18 protein-coding genes are annotated in these 15,969 nt (G+C 71.9%); 9 read left to right on the top strand and 9 right to left on the bottom strand.

Going from position 1 to position 15,969, the window contains the following annotated elements:
* Positions 1-237: 237 nt before the first annotated feature.
* Genes bioD through bioB form a run of 3 tightly spaced genes read right to left on the bottom strand, consistent with a single transcriptional unit; the run spans position 238 to position 3,566 of the window.
* On the bottom strand, positions 238-1,002 hold the full coding sequence (gene bioD / locus ACZ4YL_RS27400; protein ID WP_468120161.1) for a dethiobiotin synthase: 765 nt from the start codon (positions 1,000-1,002) through the stop codon (positions 238-240).
* A gap of 1 nt (position 1,003) precedes the next feature.
* A complete protein-coding gene (locus ACZ4YL_RS27395) occupies positions 1,004-2,326 on the bottom strand; it encodes an adenosylmethionine--8-amino-7-oxononanoate transaminase (protein ID WP_468120159.1) in 1,323 nt (440 codons plus the stop codon).
* Positions 2,319-3,566, bottom strand: a complete 1,248-nt coding sequence (bioB, locus tag ACZ4YL_RS27390) for a biotin synthase BioB (protein ID WP_389121621.1) — start codon at positions 3,564-3,566, stop codon at positions 2,319-2,321. The genes ACZ4YL_RS27395 and bioB overlap by 8 nt, the downstream gene beginning before the upstream one ends.
* A gap of 157 nt (positions 3,567-3,723) precedes the next feature.
* On the opposite strand from bioB, the gene ACZ4YL_RS27385 reads away from it, so the two are divergent.
* Positions 3,724-4,905: an 8-amino-7-oxononanoate synthase gene (locus tag ACZ4YL_RS27385; protein WP_468120157.1), complete on the top strand. Its 1,182-nt coding sequence runs from the start codon at positions 3,724-3,726 to the stop codon at positions 4,903-4,905.
* Between the two features lie 83 nt (positions 4,906-4,988).
* Here the strand turns inward: ACZ4YL_RS27385 and ACZ4YL_RS27380 are convergent, their stop codons facing one another.
* Together ACZ4YL_RS27380 and ACZ4YL_RS27375 are read right to left on the bottom strand one after the other, a co-directional pair.
* The gene (locus ACZ4YL_RS27380) at positions 4,989-5,210 is read right to left on the bottom strand and encodes a DUF397 domain-containing protein (RefSeq protein ID WP_468120155.1); all 222 of its coding nucleotides are present in this window, start codon (positions 5,208-5,210) and stop codon (positions 4,989-4,991) included.
* 13 nt (positions 5,211-5,223) lie between these two features.
* Positions 5,224-6,108: a helix-turn-helix domain-containing protein gene (locus ACZ4YL_RS27375; protein WP_390801081.1), complete on the bottom strand. Its 885-nt coding sequence runs from the start codon at positions 6,106-6,108 to the stop codon at positions 5,224-5,226.
* A 196-nt stretch (positions 6,109-6,304) separates the two neighbouring features.
* Here ACZ4YL_RS27375 and ACZ4YL_RS27370 point away from each other — a divergent pair, with 196 nt between their 5' ends.
* Positions 6,305-6,754: an ATP-binding protein gene (locus ACZ4YL_RS27370; protein WP_468120153.1), complete on the top strand. Its 450-nt coding sequence runs from the start codon at positions 6,305-6,307 to the stop codon at positions 6,752-6,754.
* Positions 6,755-6,791: 37 nt separating this feature from the next.
* On the opposite strand, the gene ACZ4YL_RS27365 is transcribed toward ACZ4YL_RS27370, so the two are convergent.
* Entirely contained in the window at positions 6,792-7,184 is a 393-nt protein-coding gene (locus ACZ4YL_RS27365; protein ID WP_468120151.1) for a VOC family protein, read from the bottom strand.
* 313 nt (positions 7,185-7,497) lie between these two features.
* On the opposite strand from ACZ4YL_RS27365, the gene ACZ4YL_RS27360 reads away from it, so the two are divergent.
* The 7 genes from ACZ4YL_RS27360 (at position 7,498) to ACZ4YL_RS27330 (ending at position 13,918) form a co-directional block, all read left to right on the top strand.
* Positions 7,498-7,800, top strand: a complete 303-nt coding sequence (locus ACZ4YL_RS27360; RefSeq protein ID WP_030011137.1) for an urease subunit gamma — start codon at positions 7,498-7,500, stop codon at positions 7,798-7,800.
* A 16-nt stretch (positions 7,801-7,816) separates the two neighbouring features.
* Positions 7,817-8,128 carry an urease subunit beta gene (locus tag ACZ4YL_RS27355; protein WP_468120149.1) on the top strand — a complete coding sequence of 104 codons (312 nt, stop codon included), beginning with the start codon at positions 7,817-7,819 and terminating at the stop codon, positions 8,126-8,128.
* On the top strand, positions 8,121-9,842 hold the full coding sequence (locus ACZ4YL_RS27350) for an urease subunit alpha (protein ID WP_468120147.1): 1,722 nt from the start codon (positions 8,121-8,123) through the stop codon (positions 9,840-9,842). Before ACZ4YL_RS27355 ends, ACZ4YL_RS27350 begins: the two co-directional genes overlap by 8 nt.
* 16 nt (positions 9,843-9,858) lie before the next feature.
* Entirely contained in the window at positions 9,859-10,533 is a 675-nt protein-coding gene (locus ACZ4YL_RS27345; RefSeq protein WP_390172866.1) for an urease accessory protein UreF, read from the top strand.
* 21 nt (positions 10,534-10,554) lie between these two features.
* The gene (ureG, locus tag ACZ4YL_RS27340) at positions 10,555-11,250 is read left to right on the top strand and encodes an urease accessory protein UreG (RefSeq protein ID WP_468120146.1); all 696 of its coding nucleotides are present in this window, start codon (positions 10,555-10,557) and stop codon (positions 11,248-11,250) included.
* A complete protein-coding gene (locus tag ACZ4YL_RS27335; protein WP_468120144.1) occupies positions 11,247-12,062 on the top strand; it encodes an urease accessory protein UreD in 816 nt (271 codons plus the stop codon). Before ureG ends, ACZ4YL_RS27335 begins: the two co-directional genes overlap by 4 nt.
* A gap of 182 nt (positions 12,063-12,244) precedes the next feature.
* Complete coding sequence (locus tag ACZ4YL_RS27330) at positions 12,245-13,918, top strand: alpha/beta hydrolase (protein ID WP_468120142.1); 1,674 nt, start codon at positions 12,245-12,247, stop codon at positions 13,916-13,918.
* Positions 13,919-13,955: 37 nt separating this feature from the next.
* Here the strand turns inward: ACZ4YL_RS27330 and ACZ4YL_RS27325 are convergent, their stop codons facing one another.
* The 3 genes from ACZ4YL_RS27325 to ACZ4YL_RS27315 all read right to left on the bottom strand — a co-directional run bounded on the left by ACZ4YL_RS27325 (position 13,956) and on the right by ACZ4YL_RS27315 (position 15,904).
* Positions 13,956-14,666 carry a lysophospholipid acyltransferase family protein gene (locus ACZ4YL_RS27325; protein ID WP_301372646.1) on the bottom strand — a complete coding sequence of 237 codons (711 nt, stop codon included), beginning with the start codon at positions 14,664-14,666 and terminating at the stop codon, positions 13,956-13,958.
* A gap of 84 nt (positions 14,667-14,750) precedes the next feature.
* The gene (locus ACZ4YL_RS27320) at positions 14,751-14,909 is read right to left on the bottom strand and encodes a hypothetical protein (protein WP_030010293.1); all 159 of its coding nucleotides are present in this window, start codon (positions 14,907-14,909) and stop codon (positions 14,751-14,753) included.
* A gap of 32 nt (positions 14,910-14,941) precedes the next feature.
* Positions 14,942-15,904 (bottom strand): cytochrome c oxidase assembly protein, encoded by a 963-nt coding sequence (locus ACZ4YL_RS27315; RefSeq protein WP_373039141.1) that lies wholly within the window; start codon positions 15,902-15,904, stop codon positions 14,942-14,944.
* Positions 15,905-15,969: the final 65 nt, after the last annotated feature.

Here is a 15,969-nt window from a genome sequence, read left to right as displayed (position 1 = left end):
CAAAAAAAAGGGGGGAGGGGCCGCGGGAAACAAAACAAAAAAAAAAGAGGAGGGGGGGGGGGGGAAAGGGGTGGGGAGGGGGGGGGGGGTGGGTTTTCCTCCCCTCTAGGGGGGGGGGGTGATCGTGGGCACGATTGGTTGTTCCCTCCTTCTTTGGGGGGGGTGGGGTGGTTGCCCCCCCCCCCCCCCCCCCCCCCCCGCCCCAAGGACTCGGGGCTCCGCCCCGGACCCCGCGCCTCAAACGCCGGCGGGGCTGGAATGTGCGCCGGCGGGGGTGAAGGGTGGTGGGGGCCAGGCGGACAGGAAGGACTCCGCCGACCAGGTGCCCGACAGGGACGGGGCCAGCCAGGACGGGGCCGACGCGCGGAAACGGTCAGGCGCGAGGGTTCCCGAGGCCTCCGGGACCGCGCCCAGCAGCGGCAGGCCCGAGGACTTCGTGAGGTCCGCCAGGTTGCAGCGGGCCGCCAGGTCCGGGTCCTTCGGCCAGCTGCCCACCACCACACCCCGCGGGGTCAGTTCCCGGGCCCGCAGGGCCTCCGCCGTGAGGGTGGTGGAGTTGAGCGTGCCGAGACCCGCCTGGGCGACGATCAGCGTCGGCGCGCCGAGCAGGCGGGCCGCGTCGGCCAGCGTGTGGCCCGACTCGTCGAAGCGGACGAGCAGCCCGCCCGCACCCTCCACCAGGACCAGATCGTGGTCCAGCGACAGCCGTTCCGCGGCCTCCGCGATCTGTGCCGGGGACAGCGTCGGCAATCCCGAGCGGCGGGCCGCCGTGTCCGGGGCCAAGGGCTCCGGATAGCGGACCAGTTCCACCGCCGTGACGGAGGGACCGGCCAGCCGGACCACCTCCGCGGCGTCCCCCGGCTCCTGCGGGCCGACACCCGTCTGCGCGGGCTTGAGCACCGCCACCGATCGGCCGGCGGCCACCGCGGCGGCCGCGATCGCCGACGTGACCACCGTCTTGCCGATCTCGGTACCCGTCCCGGACACCATCAGTACGGACATCTCAGCCTTCCTGCGCCGCCGCGCACACCGCACGGCAGATACGGTCCACGTCCTCGTCACCGGTCACGAACGGCGGCATCACATAGATCAGGTCCCGGAACGGGCGCACCCACACGCCCTCCCGCACCGCCGCCCGGGTGGCCGCCACCACGTCGATCTCGTGGTCGAGCTGCACCACGCCGATGGCGCCCAGGACGCGTACGTCCTTCACCCCGGGGATGCCGGCCGCAGCCGACAGGCCCTCTCGCAGCCCCGCCTCGATCCGCTTGACGTCGGTCGCCCAGTCCTGGCCGAGCAGCAGCTCGACCGAGGCCAGGGCCACGGCCGTGGCCAGCGGGTTGCCCATGAAGGTCGGCCCGTGCGCCAGCACCGGGACCTCGCCCTGGGAGATGCCGCTCGCCACCCGCTCCGTGCACAGGGTCGCCGCCAGAGTGAGGTAACCACCGGTCAGCGACTTGCCCAGGCACATCACATCCGGGGTGATCCCCGCGTGGTCGGCCGCGAAGAGCGCGCCCGTACGGCCGAAGCCCGTGGCGATCTCGTCCAGGATCAGCAGGACCCCGTACTCGTCGCACAGCTCGCGCAGCACCCGCAGATAGCCGGGGTGGTGGAAGCGCATACCGCCCGCGCCCTGCACCACCGGCTCCACGATGACCGCGGCCAGCTCGTCCGCGTGCGCGGAGACCGTCGCGCGCAGGTGGTCGGCGTACGCCGGGTCCACGGGCGTGTCGAAACCGGCGGGCGGCGCGTCCGCGAAGACCTGCCGCGGCAGGTGACCCTGCCACAGCTCGTGCATCCCGCCGTCGGGGTCGCAGACCGCCATCGGCTGCCAGGTGTCCCCGTGGTAGCCGCCGCGCCAGGTCAGCAGCCGGGTCTTGCCCGTGTGCCCCAGCGAACGCCAGTACTGCAGGCACATCTTGACCGCGACCTCGACGGACACCGAGCCCGAGTCGGAGAGGAAGACGTGCTCCAGCCCCGGCGGGGTGATCTCGACGAGCTTCGCGGCGAGCCGGACGGCGGGCTCATGGGTGAGCCCGCCGAACATCACGTGCGACATCAGGCCCAGCTGCGCGGTGGCGGCCTCGTTGAGCACCGGGTGGTTGTAGCCGTGGATCGCCGACCACCAGGAGGACATGCCGTCGACCAGCTCTTCGTGACCGTGTCCCTGGGACGGGTCGGCGAGCCGCAGCCGCACTCCCGAGGCGGAGGCGATGATCAGCGGTTCCTGCCGCCCGGGCATCGGGCCGTACGGGTGCCAGACGTGCTGCCGGTCCAGTGCGAGCAGTTCCGCGCCGGCGGCCAGCGGTCCACGCTGATCAGGCATTGGGGGCGACGTCCGTCCCCGCGCCGCGTCGGCGGACCGCCACCAGCTCCGGGCGGACCTCGCCGGCCTCGGCCTGGACCGGTACGGGCGTCCGGTCCGCCGGCGCGTGGCCGGAGCAGCCGCCGCAGGCAGAGCCGCAGCCCGCGGCTTCACCCTCGGCGGGCGCGCCCGAACCGCAGAGCGAGGCGCCGCCGTTCGAACCGCAGCCCCCGCCGGTGGCGGCGGCCGCGACGTCGGAGCGGTGCGCGGGAAGGGTCGACGTACCGGCGCCCTCCACCTCGAAACCGGCGTCCGCGATCATGTCGAGGTCGGCCTGACCGGCCTGGCCCTCACTGGTCAGGTAGTCGCCGAGGAAGATCGAGTTGACGATGTGCAGGGCCAGCGGCTGCATCGAGCGCAGGTGGACCTCGCGGCCGCCGGCGAGGCGGACCTCGACGTCGGGGCAGACGAACCGCGCCATCGCCAGGATGCGCAGGCAGCGCTGCGGGGTGAGGTTCCACTCCTTGGCCAGCGGCGTGCCCTCGAACGGGATCAGGAAGTTGACCGGCACCGAGTCCGCGTCCAGCTCGCGCAGCGAGAAGACGACGTCGACCAGGTCCTCGTCGCTCTCGCCCATACCGGCGATCAGACCGGAGCACGCGGACAGACCGGCGCCGTGCGCCTTCTGCACCGTGTCGACGCGGTCGGCGTAGGTGTGGGTCTTGGTGATCTGCCCGTACGTCGCCTCGGACGTGTTCAGGTTGTGGTTGTAGGCATCCGCGCCCGCGTCCCGCAGCCGCTCCGCCTGGCCGTCCGAGAGCAGGCCCAGGCACGCGCAGACCTCGACGCCCTCGTTCTGCTCCTTGATTGCCGCGATCGTCTTGCCGACGCGGTCCACGTCCCGGTCCGTCGGCCCGCGGCCGCTCGCGACCAGGCAGACCCGCTTGGCGCCGCCCGCGACACCGGCGGCGGCGGCCTGGGAGGCCTCTTCGGGCTTCAGCCACGTGTACTTGAGGATGCCGGCCGTCGACCCCAGGCGCTGGGAACAGTAGGAGCAGTCCTCCGGGCACAGGCCCGACTTCAGGTTGACCAGGTAGTTCAGCTTGACCCGACGGCCGAACCACTGGCGGCGCACCTTGCCGGCCGCGGCCACCACGTCGAGCAGTTCGTCGTCAGAAGTCGCCAGTACGGCGAGTGCTTCTTCGCGGGTCGGCAGCTCTCGCCGCAGCCCCTTGTCCACCAGGGTGTTCAGCAGGTCCATGAACCCGATCCTGGACCACACCCCCGCTCCCGGCCAAGGAGAGATCGCACAACATGGCCGGATGGGTGTGTGTGTATCACCACACCTGGCGCAGCGGTCACGCGAGCTAGGGTCGGGGCAGGTCTGTGGACTGCCGACAAAACACGAGGACGTGCCGATGCCCGAGCTCACTCCCGACCCGGTGGACGTCTTCGCGTGGATCGATGACGCGGAGCGCGCGCGGGAGGAGGCCGGCCTCGTCCGCACGCTGCGCCCCCGGCCGCCGGTGTCACCGCTGCTGGACCTCGCGAGCAACGACTACCTCGGCCTGTCCCGGCACCCCGGGACCGTCCGGGGAGCGCAGGAGGCGGCTGAGCGCTGGGGCGCCGGAGCCACCGGTTCGCGGCTGGTGACGGGTACGACCGAGCTGCACACCGAGCTGGAGCGGGAGCTCGCCGCCTTCTGCGGTTTCGAGGCCGCGCTCGTCCTGTCCTCCGGCTACGCGGCCAATCTCGCCGCCGTCACCGCGCTCAGCGGCCGGGGCACGCTGGTCGTGTCCGACGCCGGGAACCATGCCTCGATCGTCGACGGCTGCCGGCTCTCGCGCGCCGAGACGGCCGTGGTCCCGCACGCCGACCCGGACACCGCACGCAAGACGCTCGCCGCGCACGAGGGCCGCGCGCTGCTGGTCAGCGACTCGGTGTTCTCCGTGGACGGGGACGCCGCCCCGCTGGCCGAGTACGCCGCCGCCTGCCGGGACGAGGGCGCCGCCCTGCTCGTCGACGACGCCCACGGGCTGGGCGTGCTGGGCGCGGGCGGTCGCGGCGCGCTGCACGCGGCCGGCCTCGCGGGCGCACCGTACGTGGTCGCGACCCTGACCCTCTCGAAGTCCCTGGGCAGCCAGGGCGGAGCCGTGCTCGGCCCGGCCCGGGTGATCAGGCACCTGGTCAACACCGCGCGCACCTTCATCTTCGACACCGGACTGGCCCCGGCCGCCGCCGGGGCGGCGCTGGCGAGCCTGCGCCTGCTGCAGCGGGAACCTGAGCGCGCGGACCGGGCCCGCGAGGTGGCCGCCCAGCTGTACGGGCGACTCACCGCGTCGGGCCTGACCGCGGCCCGGCCGGACGCGGCCGTGGTGTCGGTACGGGCCCCGTCGGCGTCGGCGGCACTGCGCTGGGCCGCCGACTGCCGCGAGGCGGGTCTGTCCGTGGGATGTTTCCGTCCGCCGTCGGTGCCGGACAGCATCTCCCGGCTGCGGCTGACCGCCCGGGCCGATCTCACGGGGGACGAGATCGATCGGGCGGTCGCGACGATCCTGGCGACCGCACCCGCGGGAGCCACGGACGGCCAGGGCCTGTAGGCCGTATCGGCCGGGGTCCTGGGCGTTTCCCGTGTGCTGGGTGTTCCCGGGTCCAGGGCGTTCCCGGGTGGTCCCGGACGGGGCTACGCGTGCGCGTCGGCCCGTACCGAGGCGAGGAAGCCGGTCCAGGCTGGCCCGGTGAAGAGCACGGCCGGGCCGTCCGTCCGCTTGGAGTCACGGACGGCCAGCAGGCCGCCGTCCAGGACGGCCGCTTCCACGCAGTTGTTCATTCCGGTGCTACGGCTGCTCCGCCGCCACCGCGCGCTGATCAGAAGTCCGCTGCTGGATAAGGGGGTTGCGGACACGGGGGGTGCCTCCTTACGCGTCGTCAGCGAGTGAGCTGATGAGATCCGACGAGTCCTGGGGCGGGAGGGCGTGCGCCTGGATGGTGCGGAACGCGGCGCCGTACGCCTCAAGGTCTTCCTTCCGCTCCAGATAGAGGCTACTCGTCAAATGGTCGAGTACCACCACATCCAGATCAGCGATGTCCGGAAATGAAAAAATAACGAACGGTCCGGTCAGGCCGAGATGCCCTCCGACGCTGAACGGAAGCACCTGCAGGCGTACTTGAGGCAGCTTCGACACCTCCGCCAGGTGCCGCAATTGCCCGGCCATCACCCCGGGCCCGCCGATCTGCCGGCGCAGGACCGCCTCGTCCAGTACGGCGCTCAGTTCCAGCGGGGGATCGGCCCGCAGCACCGACTGCCGGGCCAGCCGTACGTCGACCAGCGCGTCCACCTTCGGCTCCGGCAGCCCGCCCAGCGCGGCCCGGGTCACGGCCCGCGCGTACCCGGGGGTCTGCAGCAGCCCCGGCACCACGGACAGCTCCACGGTGCGGGCCGACCTGGCCCCCGCCTCCAGGCTGATGAAGTCCCGGTACTCCTGCGGCAGCAGCCCCCGGTAGTCGTGCCACCACTGGCGGCCACGCCCGGTGTCGCCCGCCGGACCGGGGCCGGCGGCCGAGGCCGACAGTGCCTCCAGCAGCGCGCGCTGCTCGGGGCTCACGATCTCCCCGTAGGCGTCGAGGAGGAGCCGGATGTCCTCCGGCTTCACACCGCTGCGGCCTGTCTCGATGCGGCTGATTTTCGACTGGTGCCATCCCATGATCCGGGCCGCCTCACCACTGGTGAGTCCGGACCGGTCGCGCAGGGCACGCAGTTCCTCGCCGAGCTTGCGTCGGCGCACCGCGGGACCGTGCTGCACACCCGCCTCCTTCCACCGGCACAGCTCGCACCAGTCTGCCGTCCAAATACGCTCTTCCGTAGCAGAGTTCACCGCATCGAGCGACAGATATATGCATATCTTGGGGGAAAGGCAGATGTGACGGCACGATGGGTGGCACTCTGGCGTCCAGCACAGATCCGGGGCTTTTCGCCCCGGTGGGAAAGGGACCGTCGCCATGGCAGATCACCAGGAAGCATCCGTCACTCTGCCGAGCGATCCCGCCTCGGTCGCCACTGCCCGACGCTACGTCGCGGAGGTGCTGAGCGAATGGGGACTCCCCGATGACGCCGATGCCGCCGACAGTGTCCGGCTGATCGTCTCGGAGCTCGCCACCAACGCCGTACAGCACACTTTCGGCCAGTCGCCCACCTTCACCGTCGACGTCCGGCTGGAGCGCCAGGAGTGGCTGCGCGTCGGGGTGACCGACAGCCACCCGCGCTGGCCCAAGCGGCTCCCGGCCGCCGTCCAGCAGGACAACGGCCGGGGCATGGTCATCATCCGCTGGCTGACGGCGGAGGCGGGCGGCCGGCTCTCGGTCACCCCGACCGAGGACGGCGGCAAGACGGTGTGGATCGCGCTGCCCTGGAGCGTCGGGGCCCCGGCGCGGAGCGCCACCGGCTACTGACCTGCCGGCGGCCTGCCGGACCCGGACCGGGACCCGCTCAGGCGAGGCCGCGTTCGACCGCGCTGCGCTCGATGCACAGCTCATTGCCCTCGGGGTCGGCGAGCACGACCCAGCCCGCGACGCCGTCCGCGTCGCGGCGGTCGTCCACGAGCTTCGCACCGAGCCCGATCAGGCGCTCGACGGTCTCGTCCCGGGTGCCGGTGGGCGGCTGGATGTCCAGGTGGACCCGGTTCTTGACGGACTTGCCGTCCGGGACCCGGATGAACAGCAGGCCCGGAACCCCGGGCAGGCCGGGCTCCAGCATGATCTCGTCGTCACCCTCCACGTCGTCGGGATGCATCGTGAAGCCGGTCACCGCGGACCAGAACTCGGCGACCCGGTAGGGGTCGAGGGCGTCGAAGGTGATGTGCCGGACGGGGTTGACGAACATCTGTCTCCTCGATGGGGATCCGTGTGCGGAGCCGTATACGGAATCGGGCCCGCGGGGCACCGGAGTTGAACCGGGTACCTGCCTGAAACGTGGGTTAACTCAGCGGAAAAGCGCAGCGCTTAGCGTGGCGGCCACGTTCGACCGCCAATGATCATCCATGATCCGGTAAAGCGGTGGTGGTCGGGACGGAAAGCCTTTCCTTGTGTTGGGCAAGAGACGCTTGGTTCGGATATGCGCAGGTCAACGAAGTGTTGAAGGGCGGTAGGGTCGCCCCGCCCCTTGTTGATCTTGTCCCGGAAGCTTGGTGATACGAGTGCAACTGACACCGCACGAGCAGGAAAGACTGCTCATCCACGTGGCCGCCGACGTGGCCGAGAAGCGAAGGGCGCGCGGGGTCCGCCTCAACCATCCGGAGGCGATCGCGCTGATCACGTCGCACCTCCTGGAGGGAGCCCGCGACGGCCGGACCGTGGCCGAGCTGATGGCTTCGGGCCGCACCGTCCTGACCCGCGAGGAGGTCATGGAGGGGATCCCCGAGATGATCCACGACGTCCAGGTCGAAGCGACCTTCCCGGACGGCACCAAACTCGTCACGGTCCACGACCCGATCGTCTGAAACGGAGTACCCCCGCATGATCCCCGGCGAAATCGCCTACGGGGACGGCCCGGTACCCCTCAACGAGGGCCGTCCCGTCACCCGTCTCACCGTGCTCAACGTGGCCGACCGGCCGGTCCAGGTCGGATCCCACTACCACTTCGCCGAGGCCAACCCCGGCCTCGACTTCGACCGCTCCGCCGCCCGCGGGCTCCGGCTCAACGTCGCCGCCGGTACGGCCGTCCGCTTCGAGCCGGGCATCCCGGTCGCGGTGGAACTCGTACCGCTGGCGGGCCTGCGCACCGTACCCGGGCTGCGCGGCGAGACCGGAGGGCAGCTCGATGGCTGAGCTCTCCCGCCAGGTGTACGCCGACCTCTTCGGGCCGACCGCCGGTGACCGGATCCGGCTCGCCGACACCGACCTCTTCGTGGAGATCGAGCAGGACCTCGGCGGCGGCCCCGGGCGGGCCGGTGACGAGGCCGTCTTCGGCGGCGGCAAGGTGATCCGCGAATCCATGGGGCAGGCCCGCACCACCCGCGCCGAGGGCGCCCCCGATACCGTGATCACCGGGGTCGTCGTCCTCGACCACTGGGGCATCGTCAAGGCCGACCTCGGCATCCGCGACGGCCGGATCTGCGGCATCGGCAAGGCCGGCAACCCCGACATCATGGACGGGGTCGACCCCGCCCTGGTCATCGGCCCCGAGACCGAGATCATCGCCGGCAACGGGAAGATCGTCACCGCCGGCGCCATCGACGCCCACGTGCACTTCATCTCCCCGACGGTCATAGAGGAGGCGCTGGCCTCCGGGATCACCACCCTCGTCGGCGGCGGCACCGGACCGGCCGAAGGGAGCAAGGCCACCACCGTCACCCCCGGGCCCTGGCACCTGGCCCGGATGTTCGCGGCCCTGGAGGCCTACCCGGTCAACATCGGCCTGCTCGGCAAGGGCAACACCATGTCCCGCGAGGGGATGCACTCCCAACTGCGCGGCGGCGCCCTCGGATTCAAGATCCACGAGGACTGGGGGGCGACCCCCGCCGTCATCGACGCCTGCCTCTCGGTGTGCGAGGAGACCGGCGCCCAGGTCGCCATCCACACCGACACGCTCAACGAGGCCGGATTCGTCGCCGACACCCTCGCCGCCATCGCCGGGCGGACCATTCACTCCTACCACACCGAGGGTGCGGGCGGCGGGCACGCGCCCGACATCATCACCGTGGTCTCCGAGCCGAACATCCTGCCCAGCTCCACGAACCCCACCCGGCCGCACACCGTCAACACCGTCGAGGAACACCTCGACATGCTGATGGTCTGCCACCACCTCAACCCGGCCGTCCCCGAAGACCTCGCCTTCGCCGAATCGCGGATCCGGCCCTCGACCATAGCGGCCGAGGACGTCCTCCACGACCTCGGAGCCATCTCCATCATCTCCTCCGACTCCCAGGCCATGGGCCGGGTCGGCGAGGTCGTGCTGCGCACCTGGCAGACCGCCCACGTGATGAAGAAGCGGCGCGGCTTCCTCCCCGGCGACGGACCCGCCGACAACCACCGGGCCCGCCGCTACGTCGCCAAGTACACGATCAACCCCGCGGTGGCCCAGGGGCTCTCCCGCGAGATCGGCTCGGTCGAGACCGGCAAACTCGCGGACCTGGTGCTGTGGAACCCGGCCTTCTTCGGGGTCAAGCCCGAACTCGTCATCAAGGGTGGCCAGATCGCCTATGCGCAGATGGGCGACGCCAACGCGTCCATCCCCACCCCGCAGCCCGTCCTGCCCCGGCCCATGTTCGGCAGCCACGGCCGCGCCCCCGGCCTCAACTCCCTGAACTTCACCGCGCAGGCCGCGCTCGACGACGGACTGCCCGAACGGCTGGGACTGGGCAAGCAGTTCGTGGCAATCGAGGGCACCCGCAAGCTGAGCAAGGCCGACATGCGCAACAACGACGCCATGCCGAGGGTCGAGGTCGACGCCGACACCTTCACGGTCACCATCGACGGGGAGGCCGTGGAACCGGCGCCCGCCGCGGAACTGCCCATGGCCCAGCGCTACTTCCTGTTCTGAGACGAGGTACCTGCCGATGAGCCGCGCCGCGCTGCTCGTCCTCGCCGACGGCCGCTTCCCCGCCGGGGGTCACGCCCACTCCGGCGGGGCCGAGGCCGCCTGCAAGGCGGGCCGGATCCATGACGCCGCCACCCTGGAGGACTTCTGCCGGGGCCGGCTGCACACCACCGGCCTCACCGCCGCCGCGCTCGCCGCGGCCGCCGCCCTCGGGCTCGACCCGGCCGTGCTCGACGCCGCCGCCGACGCCCGTACCCCCTCGCCGGCGCTGCGCACCGCGGCCCGGCGGCTCGGGCGGCAGCTGCTGCGCGCCGCCCGGGCCACCTGGCCCGCCGCCGAACTGGAAGCCCTGGCCGCGGCGTTCCCGCGCGGCGCCCACCAGCCCGTGGTGCTCGGCGTCACCGCCCGGGCGGCCGGGCTCGGGCCCGGGGACGCCGCGCACGTGGCGGCGTACGAGAGCGTCGGCGGACCCGCCACCGCGACCGTACGGCTGCTGGGCCTGGACCCCTTCGAGGCGAGCGGGGTGCTGGCCCGGCTCGCCCCCGAACTCGACGCCGTCGCGGCCCGGGCGGAGCGGGCCGCGCTGCGGGCCCGCTCGCAGGGCCCGGACGCGCTGCCCGCGGCCTCCTCGCCGCTGCTGGACATCTCGGCGGAGGTCCATGCCGACTGGCCGGTACGCCTCTTCGCTTCCTGAATCCCCTGAAGGAGACCCCCCATGCACCTCGACCACGCCGTGGCCTACCCCCACCGGCACACCCACAGCGCCGATCCCCTGCGGCCCGACGGCACCCGGCGGGCCCTGCGCATCGGACTCGGCGGACCCGTCGGCTCCGGCAAGACCGCCACCGTCGCCGCCCTGTGCCGCGCGCTGCGCACCGAACTGTCCATGGCCGTCGTCACCAACGACATCTACACCCGCGAGGACGCCGAGTTCCTGCTCCGCGAGGCCGTCCTGCCGCCGGAGCGGATCACCGCTGTTGAGACTGGGGCCTGCCCGCACACCGCCATCCGCGACGACATCTCCGCCAACCTGGAGGCCGTGGAGGAACTGGAGGACGCCTTCCGGGAGAACGGCCGACTGGACCTGATCCTCGTCGAATCCGGCGGGGACAACCTCACCGCCACCTTCTCCCGCGGACTCGTCGACGCCCAGATCTTCGTCATCGACGTGGCCGGCGGGGACGACATCCCCCGCAAGGGCGGCCCCGGCGTCACCACCGCCGACCTGCTCGTCGTCAACAAGACCGACCTCGCCCCCCACGTCGGCTCCGACCTCGACCGGATGGCCCGCGACGCCGCCGCACAGCGCGGCGAACTCCCGGTCGCCTTCCAGTCGCTGCGCGGCCCCGAGGGGATCGCCCCGGTGGCCGCCTGGGTGCGCGAGCGGATCGCCGCCTGGTCCTCGCGGTGAGCGCCGCGACCACCACCGGCACGGCGCCGGCGCCCCCGGCACCCCCGGCGTCCCCGGCGGGCCTGCGGGCCACCGCCCGCATCCACGCCGTCGCCGACGGGCGGGGCGGCACCGCCCTGCCGCTGCTCGCCGGGGAGGGACCGCTCGCGCTGCGCCGCACCCGCTCGCCGTCGGCCGCCGAGGCCGGGGTCATGCTGGTCGGCGCGATGAGCGCCCCGCTCGGCGGGGACCACCTCACCGTCGAGGCCACCGCCGGGCCCGGGGCGCGCCTCGCCCTCGCCTCGGCCGCGGCCACCCTGGCCCTGCCCGGGCGGTCCGGCGAGCCCGCGCGCTACGACGTACACCTCACCCTGGGGGAGGGGGCGTCGGTACGGTGGCTGCCCGAGCCGCTGGTCTCGGTGCGCGGCAGCGACCTGAGGGTGCGCACCCGGGTCCGACTCGCCCCCACGGCACGGCTGGTGCTGCGCGAGGAGCAGGTGCTGGGCCGCACCGGGGAGGTTCCGGGCCTGCTGAGCAGCCGCCTCACCGTCGACCGCGGGGGCCGTCCGCTGCTGGACCAGGAGGTCGCCTGCGGCCCCGGCGCTCCCGGCGGCTGGGACGGCCCGGCGGGCCTGGCCGGGTACCGGGCGCTCGGTCAACTCCTCGTCGTGGACCCCGCGTTCGCCGCGGATCCGCCCGACGCGGCGGTCCTGGGGGAGTTCGCCGCGGTGACGCCGCTGGCCGGCCCGGCCGTCCTGGTGACCGTCCTGGCCGCGGACGCCCTGCTGGTGCGCGAGCTCCTCGACGAGGCCTGCCGTACCTACGGGTGGTGAAAGCGGGACGCAACCGGCACCGCTCAGCGGTACACGCCTTTCCGGTTATCGGGTTGGCAAAGAAGTCGATCCGGCCCTGTCGCCGGGTCCCGGTCAGACGACAGGATCCCCCTGCACGCCGACGACCGAACCCGACCAACCCGGCCGCCCACGGCGGCACCTGACGCAGGGGGAACAACCACGTGATACGCAACGCGGCGCTGGGGAGCGCCGCCACACTGATCACCGGCACACTCGCGGCGAGCCTGCTGCTGGCTCCGCCGGCCGCGGCGGCCTCGGCCGGCAGCGACGGCAGGCTGCCGGAGGCGCTGGGCGTTCAGATCGCCGCCGCCCGGGCCGCCCGCACCGGGATCGACTGGAAGGACTGCCCGGCGGACTGGGGCTTCGAGAAGCCCATCCAGTGCGGCTGGGTGAAGGTCCCGCTCGACTACGCGAAGCCGTACGGCAAGACCATCGACATCGCCGTCGACCGGATCGGCAGCACGGGGACCAAGGAGGAGCGCCAGGGCGCGCTCGTCTACAACCCCGGCGGCCCCGGTGGCTCCGGCATGCGCTTCCCGCGCCGCGTCACCACCAAGAGCCCGCTGTGGGTCAACACCTCCAAGGCCTACGACTTCGTGGGCTTCGACCCCCGCGGCGTCGGCCACTCGGCGCCGATCTCCTGCATCGACCCGCAGGAGTTCGTCAAGGCCCCCAAGGCGGACCCGGTCCCGGACTCCGAGGCCGACAAGCGCGCCCAGCGCAAGCTCGCCGCCGAGTACGCGGACGGCTGCAAGGAGCGCAGCGGCGAGATGCTGCCGCACATGACCACGCCGAACACCGCGCGCGACCTCGACGTGATCCGGGCCGGCCTCGGCGAGAAGAAGCTGAACTACCTCGGCGTCTCCTACGGCACCTACCTGGGCGGGGTCTACGCGACCCTCTTCCCGACCCACGTGCGCCGCATGATCGTCGACAGCGTGGTGGACCCGTCGCAGGACAACATCTGGTACGAGGCCAACCTCGGCCAGGACGTCGCCTTCCAGATGCGCTGGAACGACTGGCAGGACTGGGTCGCCAAGAACGACGCCGTCTTCCACCTCGGCGACACCCGCGCCAAGGTCGAGGCCCGCTACCAGAAGCTGCGCGCCAAGGCCAAGGCCAACCCGCTCGGCGGGATCGTCGGCCCGGCCGAACTCATCGGCTTCTTCCAGGGCGCCCCGTACTACGACTCCTCCTGGGTGCCGGTCGCCCAGACCTGGGCCGCGTACGAGGCGGGTGACGAGCAGGCGCTCGTCGACGCCATCGCCCCGGACATGACGGACACCAAGGGCAACGCGGCGTCGGAGAACGGCAACGCCGTCTACACCGCCGTCGAGTGCGCCGACGCGAAGTGGCCCACCAGCTGGTCCAAGTGGGACCGGGACAACAGCAAGCTGCACGAGAAGTACCCGTTCCTGACCTGGTCCAACGCGTGGATGAACCTCCCCTGCGCGACCTGGAAGGCCAAGCAGAGCACCCCGATCGCGGTCGGCGCCAAGCACGGGCTGCCGCCCGTACTGATCGTCCAGTCCGAGCGCGACGCCGCCACCCCGTACAAGGGCGCGGTCGAGCTGCACCGCCGCCTCGCCGGCTCGCGGCTGATCACCGAGAAGAGCGCGGGCTCGCACGGCGTCACCAGCCTGCTGAACCCCTGCATCAACACCCGGGTGGACAGCTACCTGCTCACCGGCAAGGTCGACGCCAAGGACGTGACGTGCGCCCCGCACGCCACCCCCGTGGCTCCGGCCCCGGCCGCGGCGAAGTCCCTGTCGTCCGACGCCCCGGCCGAGTCCTCGGTCCTCCCGGCGCCGGAGGAGCTCCCCGCCGTCCGTTAAGGACGGGCGGGACCGGCCAGGACGAGCGGGAGAAGGCTCAGCGCGCGGTGCGCCGGGCCTTCTTCCGCTGTTCCTCCTCCTCGGCCTTGACCTCGGCCGCGTACCGGTCGACGTACTCCTGGCCGGACAGTCCGAGGATCGCGTACATGATCTCGTCGGTGACCGCCCGCAGGACCGCCCGCTCGCCCTCCATCCCGGCGTACCGGGAGAACTCCAGCGGCTCGCCGAAGCGGATCGTCACCCGCCGGATCTTCGGGATCTTCTTCCCGGGCGGCTGGATCTCGAAGGTGCCGACCATCGCGCAGGGCACCACGGGCACCCCGGCGCCCAGGGCCATCGCCGCCACACCCACCTTGCCCTTGTAGAGCCGGCCGTCGTGCGAGCGCGTCCCCTCCGGGTAGATGCCCAGCAGCTCGTCCTTGGCCAGGACCGCCAGCCCCTCGCGCAGGGCGGCCTGCCCGGCGTCCTTGCCCGACCGGTCCACGGGGATCTGCCCTGCGCTGCGGAAGAAGGCGGCCGTGAGCCGGCCCTTGACCCCGGGACCGGTGAAGTACTCGGCCTTCGCCAGGAAGGTGATCCGCCGCTTGAGGATGGCGGGCATCAGGAAGTGGTCGGAGAAGGACAGGTGATTGCCCGCGACGATCGCGGCACCCTCCGCGGGGATGTTCTCCAGACCCTCGATCCGAGGTCTGAACAGCAGCCGCAGCAGGGGGCCGAGCAACACGTGCTTGAGCAAGTGGTAGAACACCAGGCCGCTCCTGTCGATATCCCGTTGTCACAGCCATTTTACGGACGGTGAGCCACGGGATGCAGGGGGCGGAGGGGACCTTACTCAGACATTGCGTGTGGCGGCCATCCCGGCGGTCAGCAGCCCCAGCACCACCCAGCCGAACCACAGCCAGCCGTTGCTGCCCAGGGCCACGGAATACGTGGCGACGGCCACCAGAGCGGCGAAGGTCATGACAGCCATCGCCTTAACGGATCCGGTCATGCCCCATGGTCGCGCGCGAAGGCGGTGTCGCGCTACTGGCCACGCGCTTGGAGCGAGGCGAGATACGCGTTGTACGCCGCCAGCTCCTTGTCACCACTGCGGTCCTCGGCCCGGTCGGAACGCCGCGCGGCCCGCTGCTCGGAGTGGTACCACTGGTAGACGAGGGCGATCAGGACCAGCACCGAGGGGATCTCGCTGAAGGCCCAGGCGATGCCGCCGCCCCACTGCTGGTCGAGCAGGGGGTCGATGCCGAGGGACGCCGGCGGGTTCGCGTACGTCTTGATCATCGGCTGGCTCGCCATCATCAGGGCGATGCCGAAGAAGGCGTGGAAGGGCATGCCCGCGAACAGTTCCAGCATCCGCATCACGTAGCCCGGCCGGTGCGGACCCGGGTCGATGCCCATGATCGGCCAGAAGAAGATGAGGCCGACCGCGAGGAAGTGGACCATCATCGCGATGTGCCCGGTCCGGCTCTCCATCAGGAAGTCGAAGAGCGGGGTGAAGTACAGGGCGTAGAGGCTCGCGATGAACATCGGGATCGTGAAGGCCGGGTGGGTGATGACCTTCATGTACCGGCTGTGCAGCAGCATCAGCAGCAGCTCGCGCGGCCCCTTGTGACCGCGGGCGGCGGGCGGCAGCGCACGCAGCGCCAGCGTCACCGGGGCGCCCAGCAGCACCAGGATCGGGGTGACCATGCTGATCACCATGTGCTGGACCATGTGCACGCTGAACATGACCATGCCGTAGTCGTTCAGCTTGGTGCACATCACGAGGATCACGGTCAGCACGCCCACGGTGAAGGCGATGGTCCGGCCCAGCGGCCAGGAGTCCCCGCGCCGGCGCAGCCGCAGCACGCCCCACCCGTACAGGGCGAGCCCGACCAGCGAGCCGATCAGGAAGAAGGCGTCGAAGGAGAACTCCAGTCCGCGCCCGAGAGTGAACGGCGGCAGGTCCATGTCCATGTGCATGTCCATGCCGTGCCCGCTGTGATCCATCTGTTCACTCCCTTGACTGTGGTGCCCCACCACAGTAGTGCCGCCCCCGCACGCTCTTGCGCGCG

It is taken from the genome of Streptomyces sp. NPDC030021, assembly GCF_055574035.1.
This window is presented reverse-complemented; position numbering and strand designations above follow the sequence as displayed.

Bases quoted from the DNA above. Each gene is read 5' to 3' on its own strand.
- ACZ4YL_RS27320 (WP_030010293.1), bottom strand. From the start codon at position 14,909: ATGACCGGATCCGTTAAGGCGATGGCTGTCATGACCTTCGCCGCTCTG.
- ACZ4YL_RS27355 (WP_468120149.1), top strand. From the start codon at position 7,817: ATGATCCCCGGCGAAATCGCCTACGGGGACGGCCCGGTACCCCTCAAC.
- bioB (WP_389121621.1), bottom strand. From the start codon at position 3,566: ATGGACCTGCTGAACACCCTGGTGGACAAGGGGCTGCGGCGAGAGCTG.
- ACZ4YL_RS27350 (WP_468120147.1), top strand. From the start codon at position 8,121: ATGGCTGAGCTCTCCCGCCAGGTGTACGCCGACCTCTTCGGGCCGACC.
- ACZ4YL_RS27395 (WP_468120159.1), bottom strand. From the start codon at position 2,326: ATGCCTGATCAGCGTGGACCGCTGGCCGCCGGCGCGGAACTGCTCGCA.
- ACZ4YL_RS27370 (WP_468120153.1), top strand. From the start codon at position 6,305: ATGGCAGATCACCAGGAAGCATCCGTCACTCTGCCGAGCGATCCCGCC.
- ACZ4YL_RS27365 (WP_468120151.1), bottom strand. From the start codon at position 7,184: ATGTTCGTCAACCCCGTCCGGCACATCACCTTCGACGCCCTCGACCCC.
- ACZ4YL_RS27345 (WP_390172866.1), top strand. From the start codon at position 9,859: ATGAGCCGCGCCGCGCTGCTCGTCCTCGCCGACGGCCGCTTCCCCGCC.
- ACZ4YL_RS27315 (WP_373039141.1), bottom strand. From the start codon at position 15,904: ATGGATCACAGCGGGCACGGCATGGACATGCACATGGACATGGACCTG.
- ureG (WP_468120146.1), top strand. From the start codon at position 10,555: ATGCACCTCGACCACGCCGTGGCCTACCCCCACCGGCACACCCACAGC.
- bioD (WP_468120161.1), bottom strand. From the start codon at position 1,002: ATGTCCGTACTGATGGTGTCCGGGACGGGTACCGAGATCGGCAAGACG.
- ACZ4YL_RS27385 (WP_468120157.1), top strand. From the start codon at position 3,724: ATGCCCGAGCTCACTCCCGACCCGGTGGACGTCTTCGCGTGGATCGAT.